Raw genomic sequence first — 22,046 nt, forward strand, 5'->3', positions numbered from 1 at the left:
ATGCGGAGGAGCGGATTCGGCCGCTGGGTCGTCGCGATCCCGATGTGCCTGCTGGCGCTGGCCACGATCTATCCGATGGTGTTCACGCTGAACGTCGCGATGAAGTCGCGCCGCGAGTACGTCCTGGACCGGTTCTCGCTGGCCGATCACCTGACCGCGGCGAACATCGCCGACGCCTGGAACTCCTCCGGTCTCGGTCGCTACACCTTCAACTCGGTGCTGGTCACCGCGGGCTCGGTCGCACTGTTGCTGCTGCTCGGCTCGATGGCCGGGTACGCGTTCAGCCAGCTCACGTTCCGCGGCCGCCGGTGGCTGTTCCTGGTCTGCCTGGGCGCGTTGATGATCCCGTTCCAGGTGATCATGGTGCCGTTCTTCCGGGTGCTCGGCCAGATCCACCTGCTCGACACGCACGTGGGGCTGATCCTCGCGTACACCGGTCAGTTCCTGCCGTTCACGATCTTCCTGATGACGAGTTTCTACTCGCGCATTCCGGCCGAGATCGTCGAGGCGGCGCGGGTCGACGGCAGTACGACGCTCGGCGTGTACCGGCGGATCATGCTGCCGCTCGGACGTCCGGCCCTGCTCTCGGTCGGCATCCTGAACGCCTTGTTCTGCTGGAACGACGTCCTGATCTCGCTGCTGGTGATGCAGTCCGAGCAGCACCGCACGCTGATGGTCGGGGTCACCGCGCTGCGCGGTCAGTACTCCGACAACATCCCGCTCTTCGCCGGCGGAGTGCTCGTCGCGGCCCTGCCCGTGATCGCGATCTACCTGTTCTTCCAGCGCCAGATCACCGACGGCGTCACCGCCGGCTCGACCAAGGGATAGCCAGATGCGCATCACGGGATATCGCACCCTCACCACGGTGCACGACTGGGGCAGACCGATCGGTGACGCGAACGGGGTGGTCGGGTCGGGCAAGACCTCGGTGCCGGTCGTCGTACTCACCACCGATGTCGGCCTCGAAGGGATCGGGCTCGGCTCGCACGAGGGTATCGACACGCTGTTCCCCGCGCTGGACGGCCAGGACCCGCGCGCGGTGGTGGCGCTGTACGACCGGATGCTCGCCTGGGTGTTCAAGCGCGGGCATGCCGGTGCGGTCTTCGGTGCGATCGGCGCACTCGACATGGCGTTGTGGGACCTCAAGGCGAAGGCGGTCGAGCAGCCGTTGTGGCGGCTCCTCGGCGCCCGCGATCACGTCGTACCGGCGTACGCGTCCGGCCTCGACGGCCCACTGGCCGACGACGAACTGGTCAGGCTGCACAAGCAGTTCGCCGAGCGTGGTCTGCAGGCGGCGAAGCTGAAGGGCGGGCTCGACGTGGCCGCGGATCTGCGCCGCCTCGATGTACTGAGTGAGCTGTACCGCGACGAGACCGGGCAGACGCCCGCGCTGATGCTCGACGCGAACGAGTCGTGGTCGCGCAAGGAAGCGGTCCGGCACATCCGGCGGATCGAGGAGCATGTCGACCTCGCGTGGGTCGAGGAGCCGGTACGGCGCTGGGACGTCGACGGGCTCGGGATGGTTACGCGTGCGGTGAAGGCGGCGGTCGCGACCGGTGAGAACCTGACGGGACTCGAACAGTTCCGCCCGCTGGTGGCCGCGAACGCCGTGGACATCGTCCAGACCGGCAGCGTCTGGGGGATCACGCACTTCCTCCGGGTGTCCGCGCTGGCGCACGCGTTCGACCTCCCGATCAGCCCGGTGGGGTACGACGCCAACCCGCTCGGTCATGCGGCCGCCGTCGTACCGAACCATCTGTCGATCGAGATCCAGGACCTCGCGCCGCCGGTCGGGATCGGCGCGGACCAGGAGATCACCGACGGCCACCTCGTGCTCGGCGAATCACCCGGCCTCGGCTACACCCTCGACGAGGACGCCGTCGCGCGGCTCGGCGAAGCGGGCAGCTGGGACGACGACGCGGGACCGCACGTACGCCCGGATCGCGCCGGGCGCCGGCTGGTCGGCAAACCCGCGATCCGCTCCGGACGATGGGAGACGCAGGAATGAAGTCCGCTGTTGTGACCGGCGCCGGTGGTTCTCTCGGCCGGGCGATCGCGCTCCGGCTGGCTCAGGACGGGTACGGCGTCGCGCTGCTCGACCTACCGGGTGACGGACTGGACGAGTCAGCGGCTGAGTTGAAGGCAGCGGGGGCGAGGTACGGCGTCTTCCCGATCGACCTGCGCGACGCGGCGGCCCTCGTGCGGACGCTCGCCGAGGCCGAGTCCTTGGGTGCGCTCGACGTACTGGTGAACAACGCCGCGATCTATCCCGCGACACCGCTGCTCGACATCTCGCTGGACGAGTACGACGACGTCGTCGCGGTGAACCAGCGCGCGTACTTCGTCGCGGCCCAGGCCGCCGCCCGCTCGATGCGCGCGCGGCGAGCGGGTTCGATCGTCAACGTCGCTTCGATCACCTGGCACGGCGGCTGGGAGAAGCTGGCCAGCTACGTCAGCACGAAGGGCGCCGCGGTCGCACTCACCCGGGCGCTCGCCCGCGAACTCGGCCCGGACGGCATCCGCGTGAACGCGGTGTCACCCGGCGCCTTCCCGACGAAGGCGGAGACGATCCACGAGAATCCCGAGGCCTACAACGCCTTCGTCCTCGACCACCAGTCGATCAAACGCCGCGGCACACCGGCCGAGATCGCCTCAGTGGTCTCCTTCCTGGTCGGCCCCGACGCCTCCTTCGTCACCGGGCAGACCCTCAACGTCAATGGCGGATGGGTGATGGAGTGAACATCTTCGGAGACGAGTTGTCCGTTGCGGCGCTGCGGGAGCGGACCGGTGATCTGGCGAGTGTCGCCGGGGTGCGAGAAGTTGTCCTGAGCAACGGTGTCGAGCGGGGTGTGCGTGCGGTGCAGCTGCGGAGTGCGGCGGGGCTTGAGGTCGAGGTTCTCGTGGATCGTGCGCTCGATCTGGGGGCGGCGCGGTTTCGCGGGGTGCCGTTCGGGTGGCGGTCGGGGAACGGGTTTCGGCATCCGGGGCTGCACGAGAACAACGACGAGGGCGGTCTGTCCTGGCTGCGGGCGCTCGATGGTTTGCTGGTGTCCGGTGGTCTCGACCACACGCTGTTCGGCGCCGAGGTCGACGCCGGTCACTACCGCTATCCGCCGAAGCAGTCCGTGGCGCACGGTCTGCACGGCCGGCTGGCCGCGATTCCGGGCCGGTTGCTAGAGGCCGGCGAGGTCTGGGACGGCGACCGGTGCACGCTGCGGGTGCGGGGCGAGGTCGTGCAGGCGACGTCGTTCGGCGAACACCTGCGGCTGACCCGAACGGTCGAGGTCGATTTCGACGGTCTCGAGATCCGGCTGTCCGACGTCGTGGACAACCTCGGGTACGAACGCACGCCGCACATGTTCCTGTATCACCTGAACTTCGGCTGGCCGGTGATCGACGCCGGTACCGAGTTCGTCGCCCCGATCGCCGAGACGACCTGGCGCAGCGATTCCGTCGCCGAGCAAGGCGTTTCGTACCGCGTGCAGCCCGACCCGAAGCCCGGGTTCGTGGAGCAGGTGTACGAGCACCGCCTGGTTCCGGACCCCGACGGCCGGCATCGGGTCGCGCTGATCCGTGGCGACAGCACGCTCGGCGTGGAGGTGACCTGGGACGCGGCCGCGATGCCGTGCTTCTTCGAATGGCAGAACCTCCGCAGCGGCCAGTACGCCGTCGGCCTCGAACCGTCGACCCACCACGTCACCGGGAACGCCGCGGCGCGCGAGGACGGCACGATGACCTGGCTGGAGCACGGCGAGTCGCGCGCGTACAGCACGACGATCCGGGTGCTCGACGGCGCCGAGGCCACCACCGCTGCCCGGGACGCGATCCGCCGCGTCGCCGGCCAGCCCGACTGACGACCTCAGGAGACCCACACTGTGAGCATTCTCGACGGGTACCGCGTGCTCGACTGCTCGATCGCGATGGCTGGTCCCTTCGCGGCCCAGCGCCTCGGCGACCTCGGCGCCGATGTCGTCAAGGTCGAGCCGGTGACCGGTGAATGGCAACGCCACGCCGCGGCCGGCGGCGCGAAGGGCAACGCGATCAACGTGTCGTTCCTGTCCCTGAACCGCAACAAGCGCTCGCTGGCCGTCGACCTCAAGGCAACGGAAGGAAAACGTGTTCTCCGGCGCCTGGTCGAGACCGCCGACGTGTTCCTGCAGAACTACCGGCCGGGCGTCGCGGAACGGCTCGGCGTCGACTACCCGACCCTGTCGGCCGTCAACCCGCGTCTGGTCTACGTGTCGATGTCCGGGTACGGCGAGGACGGGCCGCACCGGAACCTGCCCGGGCAGGACTTGTTGCTGCAGGCAAAGTCCGGCGCGATGCTGTCGACCGGACGGCACGGCGAACCGCCGCAGCCGGCCGGGCAGTACCTCGTCGACGCGGTGACCGCGTCGACCGCGTTCGAGGCGGCGCTCGCCGCGTTGCTGCATCGGGAGCGCACCGGTCAGGGACAGCTGGTGACGGTGAACATGCTCGACGCGATCACGACCCTGCAGATGCAGGAGCTGTCGGTCTTCACTGCCGGAAACGTGCCGCAGCACAGGGGTTCCGAGCCGCACGCGCACGTGTACATCAGGGCGCCGTACGGGACCTTCAAGACCGCCGACGGATTCCTCGCGCTGGCGATGCCGGATCTGCCGACGCTCGGCCGGGTGATCGGCGAGGACACCTTCCTCGCGATGGATTCCGAGGTGCACGGCTGGACGCATCGCGACGAGATCTTCCGGCTGACCGCCGAGCGTCTGCTCCGGCGGACCACCGACGAGTGGCTCGCGGAGCTGACCGCGGCCGGGATCTGGTGCGGGCCGGTCTACGACTACGAACAACTCGTCAACGATCCGCAGATCCGCCACAACGGCACGTTCGTCGAGTACGACCATCCCACCGAGGGACGCGTCAAGACACCGGGCTTTCCGTACGGCTTCGAGAAGACGCCCGCGACGGTCGAGCGCGGTGCGCCCCTCGTCGGGGAACACAGCCGGGAGGTGCTGGCGGAGGCCGGGTTCGGCGCGGACGAGATCGACGGCCTGCTGACGTCGGGCGTCGTCGCCGAGACCCCGCTGCCGGATCCGGTGCCGTGATGCCGCGCTACCGAGGACTGACCTGGGACCATCCGCGCGGACGGGACGCGCTGGTCGAGGCATCGCGCCATCGCGGGATCGACCTGACCTGGGACGTGCACCCACTGAGCGGCTTCGAGTCCACGCCGATCGAACAGCTCGCCGAGAAGTACGACGTGATCGTGCTCGACCACCCGCACCTCGGGGACGCGGTGCGGCACCTGCAACCGGTCGACGAACTCCTGTACGGCGAATTCGTCGGGCCGAGCGTCGCGTCGTACCGGATGAACGGGCACCTGTGGGCGCTGCCGCTCGACGCCGCCACGCAGGTGGCCGCGACCCGCGTGGACCTGGCCGGCGAGACACCACAGCTGTGGTCCGAGGTGATCGCGCTGTCGTATCGGGCGCCGGTGACGGTGTCGCTCGCGGGGCCACACGCGCTGCTCACCTACCTGTCGATCTGCGTTGCGCTCGGGGAGGAACCTGACTCGTTCATGCCGTCCGCGACCGGCCGTCGGGCGCTCGACGTGATGTCGGACCTGACCTCTCGCGCTCCGCGGCATTCGCTGTCGCTCGATCCGATCGGCCTGCTGGACGACATGGTGTCGGACGACACCGTCGCGCACTGCCCGTTGGTCTACGGCTACGTGAACTATGCGCCCGTCGTGACGTTCACCGATGCGCCGTCGGAGTGGCTGGGATCCCGTCCGGGTTCGACGATCGGCGGAACAGGGCTGGCGATCACCAAACGGTGCGAGACCTCGCCGGAGCTCTTCGACCATCTCCAGTGGTTGCTTTCAGCAACTGCCCAGGAGTCCTTCATCCCGGAACACGCCGGACAGCCCGCCCGCTTGAGCGCGTGGACGTCGGAGCAGGTCAACCAACCGGTCGGGAACTTCTATCGCCGGACGCTGCCGACGATCACGTCAGCCTGGGTCCGGCCGAGGCGTGCCGGCTACATCGGCTTCCAGACCGCGGCGAGTGAGGTGGTCCGCGAGGTCGTGGACGGTGCCGTCTCGACCAGTGCGGGCCTGGATCGGATCGCTATGTTGTGGAAGGGAATCGACGATGAGTGACGAGGTGCTGTTCGAGCAGCGGGGACAGGTCGGCGTCATCACGCTCAATCGGCCGGCGAAGCTCAACGCCGTCACGGCGGAGATGTCGGATGCGCTGGTCGAGTTGGCTCGGCACTGCAACGAGTCCGACGAGGTGCGGGCCGTCGTACTGACCGGGGCCGGGCGGGCGTTCAGCGCGGGATCGGATATCCGGGAGCTCGACAAGTACCCGACGCCGTGGGCGTTCCGGAACCGGGCGGACTACTGCGACTCGCTCAAGGTGCTGCGGAAGCCGGTGGTTGCCGCGGTCAACGGGTTCGCGCTCGGCGGAGGGCTGGAGACTGCACTGATCTGCGATATCCGGCTCGCGTCGACGACCGCGAGTTTCGCGGCTGCGGAGGTGAAGCTGGGATGGATCGGTGGTGGCGGTATGTCTGCGCTGCTGACTCACAGCATCGGGCCGGGGAACGCCGCGCTGATGCTGATGACGGGCGATCCGATCGATGCCTTGCGTGCCTTGAGCTGGGGGCTGGTCAGCGAGGTGGTGGAGCCGGATGCGTTGCTGCCGCGTGCGCTGGAGCTGGCCGGCACGATCGCGTCGCGGGCTCCGATCGCTGTCGAGACCGCCAAGGCGAACGTGGCGGCCGCGCTCAACCTGCCGCTCGACCAGGCGGTCGCGTACGAGCGTGATCTGCAGACGGTCTGTTTCGCGACGAACGACGCGGCCGAGGGCCGAGCAGCCTTCGCAGAGAAGCGGGTTCCGCGCTTCACGCGGTCATAGTGCCCGGTCCTAGGTTGCGGCGGATCCAGTTTTCGATGCCGGCGACGTGGGACAGGGACAGGGCGGCGGCGACGCTGGGCTGGTGGTCGCCGATTGCGAGGGCGATCGCGCGGTGCTCGCGTTGCGTCTGCTCGAAGGAGTCCTCTTGCGTGACCCCGCGCCAGATCCGCGCCTGCTGCGTCCGCCCGGCGACACTGTCGGCGAACGAGCAGAGCACCGGGTTCCCGGCCGCCGTCGCGATCCGGTGATGGAACTCGAGATCGTTCGCCACGACCTCGCCGACCGGGCTGTCCGCGTCGACAGCCTCGGTCAGGGCGAGCAGTTCCGCCACGTCGTCGGCGCTCATCAGGAGGGCCGCCTTCTCCGCGGCCATCGGCTCGAGTGCCCGGCGTACCTCGAACAGATCGAGGATGCTGGAGTCCTGGTGGAAGTCGATGATGAAGCTCATCGTCTCCAGCAGCAGGTTGGGCGTCAGGCTCGTGACATAGGTCCCGTCGCCGCGTCGGACGTCGAGGATCCGCAGCATCGAGAGCACGCTGACCGCCTCGCGCAGCGGGCTCCGCGAGATACCGAGCTGCTCCGCGAGATCCGCCTCGCGGGGCAGCTTGTCGCCGGGCTTGAGGCGGCCGTCGAGAATCATCGCCTTGATCTTCTCGATCGCGACATCGGTCAGAGCCATGCGTTTCCTTCTCAGTCCTTGGCGCCCGCGGGGTCCTTGGGGCGGAGTCGCAGCGTAGCCATGCCGCCGTCGACGGCGAGTGCCGTCCCCGCGGTCGAGCCGGACGACGGGCCGGCCAGGTAGACGACGGCGAGCGCCACCTCTTCGGCGGAGACCAACCGTCCGTGCGGCTGACGGGCGTCGAGGGCGGCCCGCTCGGCGGCGGGATCGGGGGCCGCGTCGAGCAGACGCTGCACCCACGGTGTCGCCGCCGTACCGGGGTTGACGCAGTTGACCCGGATGCCTTCGCGGAGATGGTCGGCGGCCATCGCCTGCGTCAGCGACTGCACCGCGCCTTTGGTGGTGGAGTAGAGCGCTCGCTGGGGGATGCCGGTGGTCGCGGCGACCGAGGCGACGTTGACGATCGCGGCGGCCGGCGACTCGCGCAGGTGCGCGAGGGCGGCCCGGCTGACCCGGACCGCGCCCATCACGTTGACGTCGAAGACGCGGTGCCACTGGTCGTCCGGGTTGTCCTCGATCGTGCCCTGTGCGCCGATGCCCGCGTTGTTGACCACCACGTCGATCCGGCCGAACGTGTCGGCGACCTGCTGGACCGCCGCCCGTACGCCGGCGTCGTCCGTCACGTCGGCCTTGATACCGAGCACGCCGTCCGGGACACCGGCGGGTTCGAGGTCGAACGCCGCGACGCGCGCGCCCCGCGCGGTGAGTTCGCGGGCGATCGCCGCGCCGATCCCCGAACCGCCTCCGGTGACGATCGCGACCAGCCCGTCGAACTCCCCGCCGCTCATCGACCGGCCTCGAACGCGACGTACTCCTGACGCTGCCGGCCCAATCCGTCGATCTCCACCTCGACGACGTCACCGGGCCGCAGGTACGGGAACCGCCCGGACAACGCCACACCCTCCGGCGTTCCGGTCATGATCAGGTCGCCCGGGTCGAGCACCATGTACTGGCTCAGGTGATGGATGACGGTGGCGACGTCGAAGATCTGGTCGGCGGTGCTGGAGTCCTGCCGCGACTCGCCGTTGACGAAGCTGCGCAGGGTGAGCTTCTGGTGCTCGACCTCGTCAGGGGTGACCAGCCAGGGACCGACCGGGCTGAAGCCGGCCGCGATCTTGCCCTTGCTCCACTGGCCGCCGGACTGCTCGATCTGGAACGCGCGCTCGGACAGGTCGTTCGCCACCACGAAACCGGCCACGTGCTCCAGGCTGTCCGCGGGGGAGTCGAGGTACGACGCGCGCTTGCCGATCACGACCCCGAGCTCGACCTCCCAGTCCGTCTTCGTGCTGCCCTTGGGGATGGTCACGGGGTCGTTCGGGCCGGCCAGCGTGTTCGGCGCCTTGAAGAAGATGACCGGCGACGACGGCGGCTCGGCGCCCGACTCGGCGGCGTGCGCGGCGTAGTTCATACCGATGCACACGATCGCGCCCGGCCGGGCGATCGGCGCACCGATCCGCAGGTCGTCCGCGTCCTCGACGAGCGGTAGCTCACCGGCGGCCAGAGCGGTCGCGACGCGGGCCGGCCCGCCGGACTCCCAGAACCCGGCGTCGAGGTCCGCGGTGATCCCGGCGAGGCTGCGGACCCCGTCCTCGGTGACGACGACGGGCGCTTCCGCACCGACAGGACCCAAGCGGGCGAACTTCATCGTAGGACCTCCAGATCGTATCTTTCACCATGCATGACCGGACAATTCGCGGCTTCGTTTCACATTGACAGGTGAAACATATGATGTCTAGCGTGCTGTCCACGGTTCAGAACGCTGGGGAGCAGATGTGATCGACGTTCCGCGGTTCGGTCTCGGGTGCGCGCCGCTCGGCAACCTTTTCCGGCAGTACTCCGAGGCGGAGGCCGACGCGATCCTCGACGCGGCCTGGAACGCCGGCGTCCGGCACTTCGACACCGCGCCGCACTACGGGCTCGGACTGTCCGAGCAACGGGTCGGCCGCTTCCTCGCGACGAAGCCGCGCGACGAGTACGTCCTGTCCACGAAGGTCGGCCGCCTGCTGCGGGAGGATCCGTCGTGGGACGGCGCGGCGATGGAGGCCGGCGGGTTCGTCGTCCCCGCCCGCCTGCAGCGAGTCCTCGACTACTCGGCCGCCGGCGTACGGGCGTCGGTCGAGGAGTCACTCACGCGGTTGGGGCTGAATCGGGTCGACATCCTCTACGTGCACGACCCGGAATTGTCCGGGGTCCCTGGCGCGACGGAGTCGGCCTTGGAAGCACTTGCCGAGTTGCGTGACGAGGGGATCGTGGCTGCGATCGGTACGGGTTCGCTCGGCATCGATGCTCAGCTGACGACAGTCCGCACCGGGCTGGCCGACGTACTGATGGTGGCGAATCGCTACACGCTGCTGGACCAGAGCGCCGTACCGGAGCTGGTGGAGGCGTGTGACGAGTACGGCGTACGGATCGTGGCGGCGGCGGTGTTCAACAGTGGGCTGCTCGCTTCGACGCCGAGCCGCGATGCGAGGTACGACTACGAGGCCGTGCCCGACGAGGTCTTCGCTCGTGCGCTCGAGATCGACAAGGTGTGCGCCGGCCACGGAGTTGCCCTTCCCGCCGCCGCACTGCAATACCCGCTGCTCGATCCACGCGTCATCTCAGTCGTCGCAGGCGCCGCGGCTCCCGATCAACTCCACCAGAACCTGGCCCACCTCAACAGCCCGATCCCACCGGCCCTCTGGCAAGACCTCGCCGCCCTCAACCTCATTCCCTTAACCCAGACCTAAGGCTGGACCTGCTGCCAGCAGTCAGCAGAGCCCGGGATAACCGGCAGCTCGCTGCAGGCGCCGGCGGGGTGGAGGTGTGGGGTGAGCTGTCGTGGTGGGGATAGAAATGGTCGCTCCGTGCAACTTTGTCCTCGTCTGCTCGACCGGTGGTGGATTGCCCTGGGGCGACGACGGGGTATGGAGACGGACGCTAGTGGTGTTCGGCGACGGTCGTGACGAACGCGGCGGCGGTGGTGAACGTCAGCGGTGGTTCGGGGTTCCAGGGCAGGACCTTGCCGGTGCGCACACCTGGGACCTCGGACCACCCGGGGATGTTGGCCAGGCGGTCGGCGCCCAGCGAGTTCGGGCGCTGGTCGTACAGCACGAGGTCGGCAGGGTGCTTCGCGGCGAGCTCGGTCCACTTCACCACCTCCCACCCGCCTGCGGTGGTGGTCGGCGTGAACTGCACGCCTGCGTCGGCGAGGAGGTGCAGGCTCGGCCAGTAGGCCGGGTTCGCCACGTAGGCGTCGGTTTCGGTGCCACCCGACAGTGCAACCACCTGCACCGACGGTTTCTCACCGAGTGCGTCGAGCGCCGATGTCAGGTCAGCTTCGGAGTCCGGGAGGTCTGTCGAGGTCAGCGCGCTCGCCAGCTCGTGGAAGCGACCGATGACGGATGGGAGCGTCCGGTCGCCGGCGATGCCGATCCGCAGGCTTGGCGCGATGCCTTCGAGTTGGTCGGCGACGGCGGGCGTAACGCCGTACACCTCACCCGCATACGTGACACCCACGACGAGGTCGGGACGGAGGGACTTGACCAGGTCGAGGTCGATGCCGTCACCGGCTCCCACGCAAGGAAGGTCGAGCCCTGCCGCCGTTCCGCTGTCGGCGTGGTGCTGAGAGCCGAAGTACCCCACGACCGGTACGCCGAGCTGCCCCAACGTCTGCGCCGCCTGAGCGTACGCAAGCACCCGCGCCGGACGACCCGCCAGTGCGACGTGCTGCTGCCGATCGTCCTCGAACGACCAACCACTGGATTCCATGCCGGCACATTCCTCCCGTCGAGTAGACACGCAGGGACCATCATCATTCGTCTCCCCGCCGGCCGCATCGGGACAGCGTGTCAGGGCGCCACCCAGCCGAACGCCTGCTCGACCGCCTCGACGGTCTGCTCGACACTCTGACCGTCAACCACGATCACCCGTGCGCCGGACCCGTCGAGCTGGCTGCGCACCAACTCCCACCCCCAGACCAGACCTTTGTGATCGCCGCCGGGGTTCCGACGCTCCAGCCGCGCAAGCTGCTCGTCGCGCGAAGGCATCAGCCACACGGCGTTCTCGCCAACCCCGGCCATCACCGGAGTGACAAAGGCGCCTTCGACAACGACCGACGTGTCCCCGGGTAGCGCCTGGATGTCCTCGATGATCATCGGCCGCCGGTCGAAATCCCCGGGTCCGCTCCCCAACACATGAAGGCCCGCCGCGGCCGCCCGCGCCTCATGATCCCGCGCATGCGCATCCACGCTGTACCGAACAAACCCATACTTCCGCGCCAGCAACCGACTGACCGTCGTCTTACCCGCTCCCGCGGGCCCGCCCACCCAAAAGATCATATGAATCCAGTTTATCCAGGGTGTCCTAACCAGTCGGAGCGGACAGGTGCACGGTCTGGCCGGTGCTGATCGAGTCTTCGATCGCGCAGATGATCTGGGTGACGAGTACGCCGTGGTCGATGCCCGGCCCGAGATCGCCGCCGTCGACGAGTCCGGCCGCGAAGTCCTGCACCATCCACACGGCCGGGCCGACCTGTGATCGCCCGATCCGGCCGGAGACCGGCCACACCGACCGGTGCTTGTCGCTCACCACCGTGAGGCCCTGATGCGACAGATCCGCTGTCACCGACCCTCCGGTGCCGATCACCTGGAACCGGAAGTCGACGATGCCGTCCCCGGCGTCCGGGAGCGTCCACGCCGAGGAGAGTGTCGCGGTCGATCCGTCGTCGAAGGTGACCAGGGCGTGCACCACGTCCCAGGTGTCGATGCCGCGCTCAGCAAGGACACCGCGAGATCCCACCGCGCTGACCGACTCGGGCTTCCGGCCGGTGAGCCAGAGGACCAGGTCGAGGGTATGCGGCAGGAGGAACCAGGCCGGCGACGACTGAGCCGCCCACGACAGCATGGTGGTCGGCACGAAGAAGGAGTTGCTGAGGGTGGCCGACGCCGTGATCGGCCTGCCGAGGTTCGCGATCGCCGCCTTGGCCTGGACGACATGCGGGTTCCAGCGGTTCTCGAAGCCGACGAGGCATCGAACGCCTGCGCGGTGGACCGCGGCGGCTATGGCGCGGGCGTCGTCCACGGTAGTGGCGACCGGCTTCTCGATCAGCAGGTGCTTACCGGCTTCGGCCACATCGACGGCGATCTGGCGATGGGCGAAGTCGGGGGTCGCCACGATCACGGCATCCGGATCGAAGGCCCCGAGCAACTCGGCGTGCGACGCGGTGACAGGTAGACCCGTGGCGGCCCTGGCCTCCTCGGCCACCTTGACCGACGGCTCCGCGAGCCCGACGACAGTGACGTCCGGCTGTCCCTCGAGAGCCTCGGCGAACAGCCTCCCGCGCAACCCGGCGCCGACAATGCCTATGGTGACCATCAGAACAGTGTGAAGCCGCCGTCGACCTTGACGACAGAGCCGGTCATGAAACTGGACGCCTCGCTCGCGAGGAAGATCGCCACCGGCCCGAGCTCCGGCGGCAGTCCGTAGCGCTTCATGGCGGCGGGATCGACACACCACTGCTTGAACTCCGGCTGGTCGACGGGTGACATCTCCGTCAGGAAATAGCCCGGCGCCATCGCGTTCACGCGGATCCCGTGCGGCGCCCACTCGGCCGCCAGCGCCTTGGTCAGTTGATGGACCGCGGCCTTGGACGACAGGTACGACGCCTGCCAGCGGGGCTGGTTGACGATCTCTGCCGACATCGAACCGACGTTGACGATGGTGCCGCCGCCGCGCTGCGCCATCCGGCGTCCGACCGCACGACTGCAGTACCAGACGCCGTCGACGTTGACGGAGAACACGTCGTGCCAGGCGTCGTCGGGCGTCTCGAACGCCCGGCCGGCGACACCGATGCCGGCGTTGTTGAGCAACACGTCGATCTCTCCGAACTCGGTACTCACCTGCTCGACCGCACGTTCGACGTCCTCGACATCGGACACCTCGAGTTGTACGCCGTACGCGCGAATGCCGAGGTCGCGCAGTTCGGTCGCGGCGGCTTCTGCCGAGGCGAGCGTGCGCGCCGACACAGCCACCGCCGCACCGGCGTCGCCGAGCGCCTCGGCCATCGCGCGTCCAAGCCCCCGGCTACCACCGGTGACCAGAGCGACCTTGCCCTCGAGGGAGAACTTCTGCATGGCGTTCATGGCGTCCTTTCCATAGGGGCGCGTTCTGTGATGGGAGGATGAGCGGATGATCGACTCGCGACTCGTCTCGATCGAGGGGCGGCTTGTTGTGTCGTGCCAGGCCTATCCCGGTGAGCCGATGCGGTCCCCAGCCATCATGGCCGCTGTCGCGCAATCCGTCGTCGCTGGTGGCGCGGGTGGTGTCCGGGCTCAGGGGATCGAGGATCTGGAGGCTATTCGTCCGCTCGTCGACGTTTGCCTGATCGGATTGGTCAAACGCGGAGCCGACGGCGTCTTCATCACGCCTACGGTCACGGATGCGCTGGACTGTGTCACCGCCGGCGCGGACATCGTGGCCGTGGACGGCACCCGCCGCGACCGGCCCGATGGACAACCGCTGGCTGCGACCGTGGCCGCCGTCCACGCAGCAGGCGCCCTGGTGATGGCCGACTGCGGCAGTCTGGACGATGCGCTCTACAGCGTCGCGGCAGGCGCCGACTGCATCGGAACCACGCTGGCCGGCTACACCGGTGAGCGTCCCATCACCCGAGGCCCCGACCTCGACCTACTCAAGGAACTCGTCGCACAGCTGACTGTCCCGGTCATCGCCGAAGGACGCATCCGCAACCCCGACGACGCCCTGGCTTGCCTGAACGCCGGCGCGTACGCCGTCGTCGTCGGGAGCGCCATCACCCACCCCACCCGCATCACCCGAACCTTCGCAGGACAACTCACCCACCACGCTCCGCGAAAGAAGTAGTCCCGGCTCTCGTGAGGCGTGGGTGGGCGAATCGCGGTGCCGTGAGACAGCTTCTGGTGGGAGTGGACAGGAACTGGTGGATGGAGGCACGCAATAACGTGTTCAAGGGCCCGCGATCCCCGACCTTGCGCTCGGGCAGAGGTGCCGGGGGCGGTGTTATTCGGTGAAGGCTGTCATGCGGATTGAGACGAGTAGCCCGGGTAGCTCAGGGCCCAGTTTGGCGACGTACCGCGTGGGCGGCTCGGAGGGGAACCAGCGCGCGTATTCCTCGTTCAGACCGGTGAAGTCGGTGGGGTTTGCGAGGAGCACGCCCACCTCGATGACGTCGTCCAGGCTGGCGCCGGCGGCGTGGAGGATCGCCTCGCAGTTCGTCAGTGCCTGCCGTGTCTGAGCCTGGATGGTGCTTTCGACGAGGCTGCCGGTGCTCGGGTCGATACCGGCGGTGCCTGAGACGAACACGTGGGATCCGGCCTTGACTCCCTGGCTGTAGAGCGGCGAAGTCGGGGCATTCGCGGTCGTGATGATGTGGCGTGCCATGTCAGATTGTGTATCGGGCGATGAGGGTGTTCATGGCGTTGTCGATGTCGGTGTCTACCCGTCGGCGGGAGGCGTCTTCGTCGTGCCAACTGATGATTTCGCGGGCGCCGGTCTCGAAGGGGATGGTGGCGACATAGTCGGGGACGACTTGGCGGAGTTTGGTGTTGTCGAAGACTGCTGAGTGGGTTTTGTCTCCGAGGAGGCCGGCGCCCCACGCTGGATGGACTGCGGCGATCGCGTCCGACGGGACGTGGACGATCTGGGCGGTGACGCCCGCCGCGGCGGCGAGTGCGTTTGCGATCTGGTCCCAGGTGAGGACATCGTCGGAGGTGATCTGGAAGGCCTCGCCGAGCGTCCGGGGATGACCGAGCAAAGGCACCAGGCCGCGGGCGAAATCGCGGTGGTGGGTCAGGGTCCAGAGCGAGGAGCCGTCGCCGTGGACGACGACAGGCTGACCGCGTCGCATGCGTTCCACGATCGTCCACCCGCCGTCGAACGGAACGAGCGTCCGGTCGTAGGTATGCGAAGGCCGCACGATCGTGACCGGATACCCCTCCTCGCGATACAGACCGGTGAGCAGATCCTCGCAAGCGATCTTGTTCCGTGAGTACTGCCAGAACGGATTGCGCAACGGCGTCGACTCGGTGATCGGCAGCCGCGCCGGTGGCGTCTGGTACGCCGACGCGGAGCTGATGAACACGTACTGCCCGACCCGCCCACGCAGCGCGTCGGTACGGGCCCGCACCTGATCAGGCGTGAACGCCAACCAATCGACCACGACGTCGAACTCCTCACCGGCCACCGCGGCGAACGCCGATGCGTCGTCGACGTCGGCGGTCAGCACCCGCGCCTCCGGAGGCAGCGCGCGAGTCGAGGTCTTCCCCCGGTTGACGACCGTGAGGTCGAGCCCCGCCTCAACGGCCCGCCACGAGGAGGCCGAGCTGATGATCCCCGTCCCACCGAGAAAGAGCACACGCAAGCCGGTCATTCAGACAACTCCTCGAGGTCGCGATCATGACGTGAGCAAGCCGACGTCCAGAGTAGGCCAGCCGGCGGATGCTCACGCAGATCGAGCCGGGCCCTCACCCCAGGAATGTTCGCCCGACTGGCCAGCGACCGCGCCCACTCCTACGCCGCGCCGGCCGCCGAAACCACGTTCACCCGCGCGGTCCAGCCTGCCACCTGACGCCCGCCACCTCCGCGAGGCGGTCGAAGGCGCCGGTCCACAGCGCGTCGTACTCGGCCAGCAGGCTGTGGCGGATGCCGCCGTGGGTCAGGATCAGGTGCGCTTCGTTCTGCCCCGGAATCACGTCCACCAGGACCGTGCTCGCCGGGTGCGGCGGGTCGTCGAAGGCAGCCCGGAAGTAGTGCGGGGGCTCGCAGACCGTCACGATCCCGGTCTGTTCGACCCGCGGGCCGGCGACGACCATGAACCCGCCGTACTGCGTGTCACTCAGAACGGCCGGTCCGAGCCAGCCACTGAGTTGCTCCGGGACGGTGATGAGCTTCCACAAGCGGTCCGCAGCACAACCGAACGTCCGTACATATCTCAACTGCGGCGCCCGATCGGTACGCGTCGCTCGTGTCTGCGGTGTACGAGCCATACCGCCCCAGTGCCCCCTGCACCCCTTTCGCAATCACTCGTTTGCCGAGCAGAAGCCGTCGGAGAGGGGACTGGTGTGGAGGTCGGGATCGTGGCAAGCTCGGTAGCGGCGACTGTTGGGCAGTCAGCAGCCGGTGGGTGACTTTGTGCTGACTGGGAGGAACCATGGCCGTTGGTGGTATGGACGCAGCATGAGCGAGATCGAGGATGACGCCCTCGAGCTGAACGCTCACGAGAGGGCCGACGAGCCCCGGCTGCGGATGGTCGAGACCGTTGACGAGGCGGCGGATGTGTTCGCGCGCCTCGCGGTCGAGTTGCACAGCGCCGGCGGCGTCGAGGAAACCATCGACGCGGTGGTCCAGTTCGCGCTGCAAGCCTTGGGCTGCAGCTATTCCGGAGTGGCGCTCTACAACCGCGGCCGGCGACCGGAGATTCCGGCCGTGACGGATCCGGTCGTCGCCGAGATCTACAACCTGCAGATCGACGAGGGAGCCGGCCCGCTGATCGAGTCGATGAACCGGCAGGCCGTCGTGCTGGTCCGCGACACCGCGGCGGATGTCCGTTGGCCGACCTGGGCGGCGGAGGTGACTCGTCTCGGGGTCCGCAGTGTGCTGGACGTGCCGCTGGCCGTCGGCGGCGCCAGCGCGCGGTCGTTCGGCGTCCTCGGGTTGTACTCCCCGGAGCCGGACGGTTTCGGTCCGGACGACGAGGCGATCGCCCACATCCTCGCGCGGCACGCATCGGTCGCGGTGGCCACCGCCCGGCACGAGCAGACGATGGCCCAGGCGGTCGACGCCCGGAAACTGGTCGGCCAGGCCATGGGCATCCTGATGGAACGCTACGAACTCGACGGCGACCGCGCGTTCGCCATCCTCAAGCGTTACTCGCAGGACACCAACACGAAGCTGCGCGACGTCGCCCAGCAGCTCATCGACACCCGCAAACTACCCCGCACCTGAGGCCCGGCCGGCTTCGTCGATGATGCCGGCCGCGACCTCGCGGAGCTTCACGTTGCCGGTCTGGGAGGTCCGGACGAGGAAATTGAACGCGGCGTCGCGCGTCAGCGTGTAGCGCTCCATCAGGATCCCGATCGCCACGCCGATCTCCTCCCGGGTGTACAGCGCGGCCTGCACGTCTTCCTCGTGCCGCACCCAGCCCATCGTGATGGCGACCTGGGTGGCGAACAGAGCGCCGATCTGCATCGTCTCGGCATCCAGGGCACTGGCCTGTTCGGAGTACAGGTTGAGCGCGCCGCGGACGTGACCGTGCTGGGCCAGGAACTGGAACGCGACCTGCGATCCCAGCCCGGCCCGCGCGGCGGTCGGTCCGTACGACGGCCACCGGGCGTCCCGGGCCAGGTTCTCGGACAGGACCACCGGCTCGTCGAGGGCGGCCTCGAGACAGGGGCCTTCGCCGAGCTGGTACTGCATCGCGTCGGCCTCGGCCGCCAGCGGCGCTGTCGGGGCGACCGTGACGATCTGGCCGTCGTCGCGGGTCAGCGAAATGCTCACGTAGTCCACGTTCGGCAGCGTGTCGACGGTGGCGCGAGTGATCGCCTGCAACGTCGCCGGCATGTCGACCGGCGCGTGCATCGTGGCAGCCACCTTGGTCATCGCCGTACCAAGGCTGTCCACCGGATCCAGTACCATCTCGCCACCCTCAGTAAATCGAAGTACGTTCCTCCTTGTCGGTGCCCGCGCCCCGCGACATCATGCGTGCGGCTACTCACCGAACAGCAACGGCTGGTCGCCGGGCTGCAGGACGCGGCGGAAGGAGACCGGGTCGGCGAACGTCGCCGGAACCTTGCCGAGACCGTTGATGACGGTGGCGGCACCGTTGGCGTGACCAACGGCGTACAGGTAGCCGGACCCGGTGTCCTTGTCGATCCCGAGCAGCAGCGTGCCGTACTGGCCGCACTTCTCGGCGATCAGCGTCTCGAAGCCTTGCCAGGTCGCGCTGCGGACCCGCTTCACGATCGGTTTCATCGGCGAGGCCAGCGGGAGCCGGATCGTGTAGAGGGCCCCGCCCCGGGTGGTGGCCAGGAAGGTGTCGTACGTCGCGGTCTGGCTGAGCAGTGTCATCGTCTTCACCGCCGCGAACCCACCCGCGGACTGTGGGTTGGTCCAACCGAACCCGCCCTTGTCGTCCCAGCGGGTGATCGTGCCGTTGCTGCGCAGCGAGTAGTGGTTGACCAGTGCCCAGGGGTCTGGATCTTTCGGGTAGCTCGTCTCGAGGAAGGTGGCGTCACCCCAGCCGCCACCGATCCGGAAGTTGTGCGACTGCGTTCGGTCGACCTCGCCGGCTTCCGTGAGGAAGTAGGTGCTGCTGTACAGGCCCGAGCCGATCACCACGTGGCCGGCGTACGCGCCGCCGAAACCCTGCACGACGGGGTCGTTGAAGAACAGACTGCTCAACCTGGGCAGGCCTTCAGGGTAGAGATCGGGGTAGCTCGGCTTCTGCTGCACCGTTGCCGGCGAGCCGGCAGTGATCACCCTGTCCGTGTGATCGCCACCGGCGGTCACCGACCCGACCTCCAGCTTGCAGGCCGCGGTGGCGGTGGTGTCAGCGGCCAGTGCCTCTCCCGGAGCCACTGCCAGCACTCCGGTCACCAGTGCGGCAGCAGCAGCCACCCGCCCCGCAGTCCCGAGTCGTCCCGACATGGATCTCACTCCCCGAACAGCATCTGATTGTCCCCCGGGCGGAGGACGTGGCGGAAGTAGACGGGGTCGGCGAACGTCGCCGGGACCTTGCCGAGCCCCTTGATGACGGTGGCGGTTCCGTTGGCGTGACCAACAGCGTACAGATAGCCGGACCCGGTGTCCTTGTCGATGCCGAGCAGCAGCGTTCCGTAGATGCCGCACTTCTCGATCACCATCGCCTCGAAGCCCTGCCAGGTCGAGGAGCGGACGAGCTTGACGATCGGTTTCATCGGTGAGGTCCGGGGGATCCGGATCGTGTAGAGCGCGCCGCCCCTGGTGTTCGCCAGGAACGTGTCGTACGTCGGGGTCTGGCTGATCAGCGCCATCGTCTTGACCGCGGCGAACCCGGTCGCGGTCTGCTTGTTGCCCCAGACCGTCCCGGAGCGGTCGTCCCACCGCGTGAGGGTGCCGTTGCTGCGCAGTGAGTACTTCGAGGTGAAGACCAGGGGATCCCCGTACTTCGCGTACGTGGTCGAGTCGAAGAAGGTCGCGTCACCCCAGCCGCCGCCCACCCGGCTGAGTCCGATCGTCGGCCGGTCGACCTCGCCGTCCTCCGTCAGCAGATAGCCGCTGCCGTACATCGTCGAGCCCATCACCACGTAACCGGAGAACCGCCCGCCGGTACCGGTGATGTCCGGATCGTTCTCGAGGGACCCGCTCAGCCGAACCTGGCCGTCAGGGTAGATGTCGGTGTAAACAGGGGTCGGCGTCACCGTCGGCGGCGACGTGGCCGTCACGATCGTGCGCGTGTGGTCGCCGCCGGCTGTCACAGATCCCGGGGCAGTGCGACAGGCCGCGGAGGCGGCCGTACCAGTTGTAGTCTTCGCGGATGCGATGCCAGGAACGGTCCCCGTCAGGAGGAGCGCGGTGGCGACTGCCCAGCGGGCAGTACTCAGTCGAACGGACATGACAATCCTCATTCTCCGAACAGCATCTGGGCGTCGCCCTGACGGGCCTGGCGCCGGAAGTACACCGGATCGGCGAACGTGGCCGGCACTTTGCCGAGCCCCTTGATCACGGTGGCCGTGCCGTTCGCGTGCCCGACGGCGTACGCGTAGGCGGACTGGGTGTCCTTGTCGATGCCGACCAGCATCGTTCCGTACCGGGGCGCGCCGCCGCGGGTGTTGGCGAGGAAGGTGTCGTAGGTCAGCGTCCGGCTGATCATCGCCATGCTCAATCGACCGGACATTGCCAGCCCCTCGGGTCACACTACGCAGTAACGCTTCTGCTTACTCGATGCCTCGCGGGACCGGAAAGTTGCGCCGGGCACCCGCCGATCCACCTCCGCCGGCGAATGAAATGATTGATTGATGGATCGACCCCAGGTTCTCGCGTACTACTTCCCGGATTGGCACCGCGATCCGCGGAACGCGCAGTGGTTCGGCGAGGACTGGGACGAGTGGACGCTGCTCGAAGCCGCGAGGCCACGGTTCGAGGGGCACCGGCAACCGCGCCGGCCGATCGACGGCTCGTTCGACGAGGCCACACCGACCGCGGCGGAACGGCAGATCCGGCTTGCCGCGCAGTACGGCGTCGACGGCTTCCTGGTCGACTACTACTGGTACGACGACGGGCCGTATCTGCAGGCCGCTCTCGACGACGGCCTGCTCGCCGCGCGGAACACCAACGACGTGAAGTTCGCGCTGATGTGGGCGAACCACGAGCTCGTCGACATCTTCCCCCACGACGACCCGTCGAACGACTCACCCCGGCGGCTGAAGAACGGCGCGATCGATCGCGCCGTCTTCGAGAAGCTGGCCAGGCACGTCATCGACCGGTACTTCGTGCGCCCGAACTACCTGACCGTCGACGGCCGGCCGTGGCTGTCGATCTATGAACTCGGCAGCCTCATCGCCGGCCTGGGCGGAGTGCCGGAGACCGTGGATGCCTTGGCATGGTTCGACGAGCAGACCCGCCAGGCGGGCTTCGAAGGTCTCCACCTGGATGCGGTGGTCTGGGGTATCGGCGTACTGCCGACAGCGATCACGCTCGACTCGCCGGCCGGTCTGGTGCGGAGGCTCGGCTTCCGGTCGGCCACGTCGTACGTCTGGGTGCATCACGCCGATCTCGGCGGGTTCGAGTTCCCGCGCGCCGAGATCGGGCCGCTGCGCGCCGCGGCGTTCGCGGAGTACGAGCGGTACGTCGCGGAACTCGACGTACCGTTCTACCCGAACGTGACCGTCGGGTGGGACGCGTCCCCGCGCACCGACCAGAACCGCGCGTTCGAGCGCGGGCGCTATCCGTGGACGACGACGTTCGATCCCTCGCCCGAGGAGTTCAGGGACGGGCTGCTGCTGGCCAAGTCGTTCCTCGAACGCCACGGCCAGCCGCATCCGATCGTCACCGTCAACGCGTGGAACGAGTGGACGGAGGGCTCGGCGTTGCTCCCCGACACCCACCACGGCCACGGCTACCTCGAGATGATCCGAGACGTCTTCGGCTAGAAGGTGTCTGCGCCGCGCCGCGCCGCGCCGCGCCGCGACGGGGCTTTGGGGAGGTTTACCCTCCCGAAATGGGCTGTAGAGCTCCCCGGTTCCGTCCACGGACCTCCCCGAACCGGTTTGGGGAGGTCTGCGGACCGAACGTGCCGGTCGGGGGCTGCGGGCCGCGCCGGCCGAGCCGCGATTGCATCGGGATTGACTGATGACGCGAACTTGCGGTGCAGGACACTAGTGTCCTGCTTCTGAAATTCGCAACATAAGTCTAGGGTGGGTTGTATGCCTAGGACTGGGCGGCCGAAGGCCGAGTTGGTGTTGAGTGTTGATGAG

25 protein-coding genes are annotated in these 22,046 nt (G+C 68.2%); 11 read left to right on the top strand and 14 right to left on the bottom strand.

Annotated elements, in window-relative coordinates; all coding sequences use genetic code 11:
• The 7 genes from E0H50_RS28870 to E0H50_RS28900 are packed head-to-tail and all read left to right on the top strand — an operon-like array spanning nt 1 to nt 6,899.
• Nucleotides 1-828: a carbohydrate ABC transporter permease gene (locus E0H50_RS28870; protein ID WP_131293666.1), complete on the top strand. Its 828-nt coding sequence runs from the start codon at nt 1-3 to the stop codon at nt 826-828.
• 4 nt (nt 829-832) lie between these two features.
• On the top strand, nt 833-2,008 hold the full coding sequence (locus tag E0H50_RS28875) for a mandelate racemase/muconate lactonizing enzyme family protein (RefSeq protein ID WP_131293667.1): 1,176 nt from the start codon (nt 833-835) through the stop codon (nt 2,006-2,008).
• On the top strand, nt 2,005-2,739 hold the full coding sequence (locus E0H50_RS28880; protein ID WP_131293668.1) for an SDR family NAD(P)-dependent oxidoreductase: 735 nt from the start codon (nt 2,005-2,007) through the stop codon (nt 2,737-2,739). The genes E0H50_RS28875 and E0H50_RS28880 overlap by 4 nt, the downstream gene beginning before the upstream one ends.
• Entirely contained in the window at nt 2,736-3,854 is a 1,119-nt protein-coding gene (locus E0H50_RS28885; RefSeq protein ID WP_202868369.1) for an aldose 1-epimerase family protein, read from the top strand. Before E0H50_RS28880 ends, E0H50_RS28885 begins: the two co-directional genes overlap by 4 nt.
• 21 nt (nt 3,855-3,875) lie before the next feature.
• Nucleotides 3,876-5,084: a CaiB/BaiF CoA transferase family protein gene (locus E0H50_RS28890; RefSeq protein ID WP_131293670.1), complete on the top strand. Its 1,209-nt coding sequence runs from the start codon at nt 3,876-3,878 to the stop codon at nt 5,082-5,084.
• Entirely contained in the window at nt 5,084-6,139 is a 1,056-nt protein-coding gene (locus tag E0H50_RS28895) for a type 2 periplasmic-binding domain-containing protein (RefSeq protein ID WP_131293671.1), read from the top strand. The genes E0H50_RS28890 and E0H50_RS28895 overlap by 1 nt, the downstream gene beginning before the upstream one ends.
• Nucleotides 6,132-6,899, top strand: a complete 768-nt coding sequence (locus tag E0H50_RS28900) for an enoyl-CoA hydratase/isomerase family protein (protein WP_131293672.1) — start codon at nt 6,132-6,134, stop codon at nt 6,897-6,899. Before E0H50_RS28895 ends, E0H50_RS28900 begins: the two co-directional genes overlap by 8 nt.
• On the opposite strand, the gene E0H50_RS28905 is transcribed toward E0H50_RS28900, so the two are convergent.
• The 3 genes from E0H50_RS28905 to E0H50_RS28915 are packed head-to-tail and all read right to left on the bottom strand — an operon-like array spanning nt 6,886 to nt 9,223.
• Complete coding sequence (locus E0H50_RS28905; RefSeq protein ID WP_131293673.1) at nt 6,886-7,578, bottom strand: FadR/GntR family transcriptional regulator; 693 nt, start codon at nt 7,576-7,578, stop codon at nt 6,886-6,888. The two genes, E0H50_RS28900 and E0H50_RS28905, sit on opposite strands and share 14 nt — an antisense overlap.
• A gap of 11 nt (nt 7,579-7,589) precedes the next feature.
• Entirely contained in the window at nt 7,590-8,366 is a 777-nt protein-coding gene (locus tag E0H50_RS28910; RefSeq protein ID WP_131293674.1) for an SDR family NAD(P)-dependent oxidoreductase, read from the bottom strand.
• Nucleotides 8,363-9,223, bottom strand: coding sequence for a fumarylacetoacetate hydrolase family protein (locus tag E0H50_RS28915; protein ID WP_131293675.1), 861 nt, complete (start codon nt 9,221-9,223; stop codon nt 8,363-8,365). The genes E0H50_RS28910 and E0H50_RS28915 overlap by 4 nt, the downstream gene beginning before the upstream one ends.
• Before the next feature lie 127 nt (nt 9,224-9,350).
• On the opposite strand from E0H50_RS28915, the gene E0H50_RS28920 reads away from it, so the two are divergent.
• Nucleotides 9,351-10,307, top strand: coding sequence for an aldo/keto reductase (locus tag E0H50_RS28920; protein ID WP_131293676.1), 957 nt, complete (start codon nt 9,351-9,353; stop codon nt 10,305-10,307).
• A gap of 190 nt (nt 10,308-10,497) precedes the next feature.
• Here the strand turns inward: E0H50_RS28920 and E0H50_RS28925 are convergent, their stop codons facing one another.
• The 4 genes from E0H50_RS28925 to E0H50_RS28940 all read right to left on the bottom strand — a co-directional run bounded on the left by E0H50_RS28925 (nt 10,498) and on the right by E0H50_RS28940 (nt 13,700).
• Nucleotides 10,498-11,328 carry an ABC transporter substrate-binding protein gene (locus tag E0H50_RS28925; RefSeq protein ID WP_131293677.1) on the bottom strand — a complete coding sequence of 277 codons (831 nt, stop codon included), beginning with the start codon at nt 11,326-11,328 and terminating at the stop codon, nt 10,498-10,500.
• Nucleotides 11,329-11,408: 80 nt separating this feature from the next.
• On the bottom strand, nt 11,409-11,714 hold the full coding sequence (locus E0H50_RS28930) for a P-loop nucleotide/nucleoside kinase family protein (RefSeq protein WP_131293678.1): 306 nt from the start codon (nt 11,712-11,714) through the stop codon (nt 11,409-11,411).
• Between the two features lie 208 nt (nt 11,715-11,922).
• Complete coding sequence (locus E0H50_RS28935; RefSeq protein ID WP_131293679.1) at nt 11,923-12,933, bottom strand: Gfo/Idh/MocA family protein; 1,011 nt, start codon at nt 12,931-12,933, stop codon at nt 11,923-11,925.
• Complete coding sequence (locus E0H50_RS28940; RefSeq protein WP_131293680.1) at nt 12,933-13,700, bottom strand: SDR family NAD(P)-dependent oxidoreductase; 768 nt, start codon at nt 13,698-13,700, stop codon at nt 12,933-12,935. The genes E0H50_RS28935 and E0H50_RS28940 overlap by 1 nt, the downstream gene beginning before the upstream one ends.
• 46 nt (nt 13,701-13,746) lie before the next feature.
• Here E0H50_RS28940 and E0H50_RS28945 point away from each other — a divergent pair, with 46 nt between their 5' ends.
• On the top strand, nt 13,747-14,439 hold the full coding sequence (locus tag E0H50_RS28945) for an N-acetylmannosamine-6-phosphate 2-epimerase (protein WP_131293681.1): 693 nt from the start codon (nt 13,747-13,749) through the stop codon (nt 14,437-14,439).
• 156 nt (nt 14,440-14,595) lie between these two features.
• Here the strand turns inward: E0H50_RS28945 and E0H50_RS28950 are convergent, their stop codons facing one another.
• The 3 genes from E0H50_RS28950 to E0H50_RS28960 all read right to left on the bottom strand — a co-directional run bounded on the left by E0H50_RS28950 (nt 14,596) and on the right by E0H50_RS28960 (nt 16,490).
• On the bottom strand, nt 14,596-14,976 hold the full coding sequence (locus E0H50_RS28950) for a RidA family protein (protein WP_131293682.1): 381 nt from the start codon (nt 14,974-14,976) through the stop codon (nt 14,596-14,598).
• 1 nt (nt 14,977) lies between these two features.
• The gene (locus E0H50_RS28955) at nt 14,978-15,964 is read right to left on the bottom strand and encodes an NAD-dependent epimerase/dehydratase family protein (protein WP_131293683.1); all 987 of its coding nucleotides are present in this window, start codon (nt 15,962-15,964) and stop codon (nt 14,978-14,980) included.
• A gap of 169 nt (nt 15,965-16,133) precedes the next feature.
• Nucleotides 16,134-16,490 (bottom strand): SRPBCC domain-containing protein, encoded by a 357-nt coding sequence (locus tag E0H50_RS28960; protein ID WP_165547330.1) that lies wholly within the window; start codon nt 16,488-16,490, stop codon nt 16,134-16,136.
• A gap of 349 nt (nt 16,491-16,839) precedes the next feature.
• Here E0H50_RS28960 and E0H50_RS28965 point away from each other — a divergent pair, with 349 nt between their 5' ends.
• Nucleotides 16,840-17,538 (top strand): GAF and ANTAR domain-containing protein, encoded by a 699-nt coding sequence (locus E0H50_RS28965; protein ID WP_131293711.1) that lies wholly within the window; start codon nt 16,840-16,842, stop codon nt 17,536-17,538.
• On the opposite strand, the gene E0H50_RS28970 is transcribed toward E0H50_RS28965, so the two are convergent.
• From E0H50_RS28970 to E0H50_RS28985, 4 genes are all read right to left on the bottom strand, one after another.
• Nucleotides 17,524-18,228, bottom strand: coding sequence for a GAF and ANTAR domain-containing protein (locus E0H50_RS28970; protein WP_131293685.1), 705 nt, complete (start codon nt 18,226-18,228; stop codon nt 17,524-17,526). The two genes, E0H50_RS28965 and E0H50_RS28970, sit on opposite strands and share 15 nt — an antisense overlap.
• Nucleotides 18,229-18,300: 72 nt before the next feature.
• A complete protein-coding gene (locus tag E0H50_RS28975; RefSeq protein ID WP_238151316.1) occupies nt 18,301-19,239 on the bottom strand; it encodes a hypothetical protein in 939 nt (312 codons plus the stop codon).
• 5 nt (nt 19,240-19,244) lie between these two features.
• Nucleotides 19,245-20,186, bottom strand: coding sequence for a hypothetical protein (locus E0H50_RS28980; protein ID WP_238151317.1), 942 nt, complete (start codon nt 20,184-20,186; stop codon nt 19,245-19,247).
• Between the two features lie 8 nt (nt 20,187-20,194).
• Nucleotides 20,195-20,467: a hypothetical protein gene (locus E0H50_RS28985; protein WP_238151319.1), complete on the bottom strand. Its 273-nt coding sequence runs from the start codon at nt 20,465-20,467 to the stop codon at nt 20,195-20,197.
• Nucleotides 20,468-20,588: 121 nt separating this feature from the next.
• Between E0H50_RS28985 and E0H50_RS28990 the strand changes: the two genes are divergently transcribed.
• Complete coding sequence (locus tag E0H50_RS28990) at nt 20,589-21,722, top strand: glycoside hydrolase family 99-like domain-containing protein (RefSeq protein ID WP_131293686.1); 1,134 nt, start codon at nt 20,589-20,591, stop codon at nt 21,720-21,722.
• Nucleotides 21,723-22,046: the final 324 nt, after the last annotated feature.

The organism is Kribbella sindirgiensis, from assembly GCF_004331435.1.
GTDB lineage: Bacteria > Actinomycetota > Actinomycetes > Propionibacteriales > Kribbellaceae > Kribbella > Kribbella sindirgiensis.

What these genes read in the sequence shown, in the direction of transcription:
- E0H50_RS28870 (WP_131293666.1), top strand. Translation starts at nt 1, where the DNA reads ATGCGGAGGAGCGGATTCGGCCGCTGGGTCGTCGCGATCCCGATGTGC.
- E0H50_RS28875 (WP_131293667.1), top strand. Translation starts at nt 833, where the DNA reads ATGCGCATCACGGGATATCGCACCCTCACCACGGTGCACGACTGGGGC.
- E0H50_RS28880 (WP_131293668.1), top strand. Translation starts at nt 2,005, where the DNA reads ATGAAGTCCGCTGTTGTGACCGGCGCCGGTGGTTCTCTCGGCCGGGCG.
- E0H50_RS28895 (WP_131293671.1), top strand. Translation starts at nt 5,084, where the DNA reads ATGCCGCGCTACCGAGGACTGACCTGGGACCATCCGCGCGGACGGGAC.
- E0H50_RS28900 (WP_131293672.1), top strand. Translation starts at nt 6,132, where the DNA reads ATGAGTGACGAGGTGCTGTTCGAGCAGCGGGGACAGGTCGGCGTCATC.
- E0H50_RS28905 (WP_131293673.1), bottom strand. Translation starts at nt 7,578, where the DNA reads ATGGCTCTGACCGATGTCGCGATCGAGAAGATCAAGGCGATGATTCTC.
- E0H50_RS28910 (WP_131293674.1), bottom strand. Translation starts at nt 8,366, where the DNA reads ATGAGCGGCGGGGAGTTCGACGGGCTGGTCGCGATCGTCACCGGAGGC.
- E0H50_RS28915 (WP_131293675.1), bottom strand. Translation starts at nt 9,223, where the DNA reads ATGAAGTTCGCCCGCTTGGGTCCTGTCGGTGCGGAAGCGCCCGTCGTC.
- E0H50_RS28925 (WP_131293677.1), bottom strand. Translation starts at nt 11,328, where the DNA reads ATGGAATCCAGTGGTTGGTCGTTCGAGGACGATCGGCAGCAGCACGTC.
- E0H50_RS28930 (WP_131293678.1), bottom strand. Translation starts at nt 11,714, where the DNA reads ATGATCATCGAGGACATCCAGGCGCTACCCGGGGACACGTCGGTCGTT.
- E0H50_RS28935 (WP_131293679.1), bottom strand. Translation starts at nt 12,933, where the DNA reads ATGGTCACCATAGGCATTGTCGGCGCCGGGTTGCGCGGGAGGCTGTTC.
- E0H50_RS28940 (WP_131293680.1), bottom strand. Translation starts at nt 13,700, where the DNA reads ATGAACGCCATGCAGAAGTTCTCCCTCGAGGGCAAGGTCGCTCTGGTC.
- E0H50_RS28945 (WP_131293681.1), top strand. Translation starts at nt 13,747, where the DNA reads ATGATCGACTCGCGACTCGTCTCGATCGAGGGGCGGCTTGTTGTGTCG.
- E0H50_RS28950 (WP_131293682.1), bottom strand. Translation starts at nt 14,976, where the DNA reads ATGGCACGCCACATCATCACGACCGCGAATGCCCCGACTTCGCCGCTC.
- E0H50_RS28955 (WP_131293683.1), bottom strand. Translation starts at nt 15,964, where the DNA reads ATGACCGGCTTGCGTGTGCTCTTTCTCGGTGGGACGGGGATCATCAGC.
- E0H50_RS28965 (WP_131293711.1), top strand. Translation starts at nt 16,840, where the DNA reads ATGGTCGAGACCGTTGACGAGGCGGCGGATGTGTTCGCGCGCCTCGCG.
- E0H50_RS28970 (WP_131293685.1), bottom strand. Translation starts at nt 18,228, where the DNA reads ATGGTACTGGATCCGGTGGACAGCCTTGGTACGGCGATGACCAAGGTG.
- E0H50_RS28975 (WP_238151316.1), bottom strand. Translation starts at nt 19,239, where the DNA reads ATGTCGGGACGACTCGGGACTGCGGGGCGGGTGGCTGCTGCTGCCGCA.
- E0H50_RS28980 (WP_238151317.1), bottom strand. Translation starts at nt 20,186, where the DNA reads ATGTCCGTTCGACTGAGTACTGCCCGCTGGGCAGTCGCCACCGCGCTC.
- E0H50_RS28985 (WP_238151319.1), bottom strand. Translation starts at nt 20,467, where the DNA reads ATGTCCGGTCGATTGAGCATGGCGATGATCAGCCGGACGCTGACCTAC.
- E0H50_RS28990 (WP_131293686.1), top strand. Translation starts at nt 20,589, where the DNA reads ATGGATCGACCCCAGGTTCTCGCGTACTACTTCCCGGATTGGCACCGC.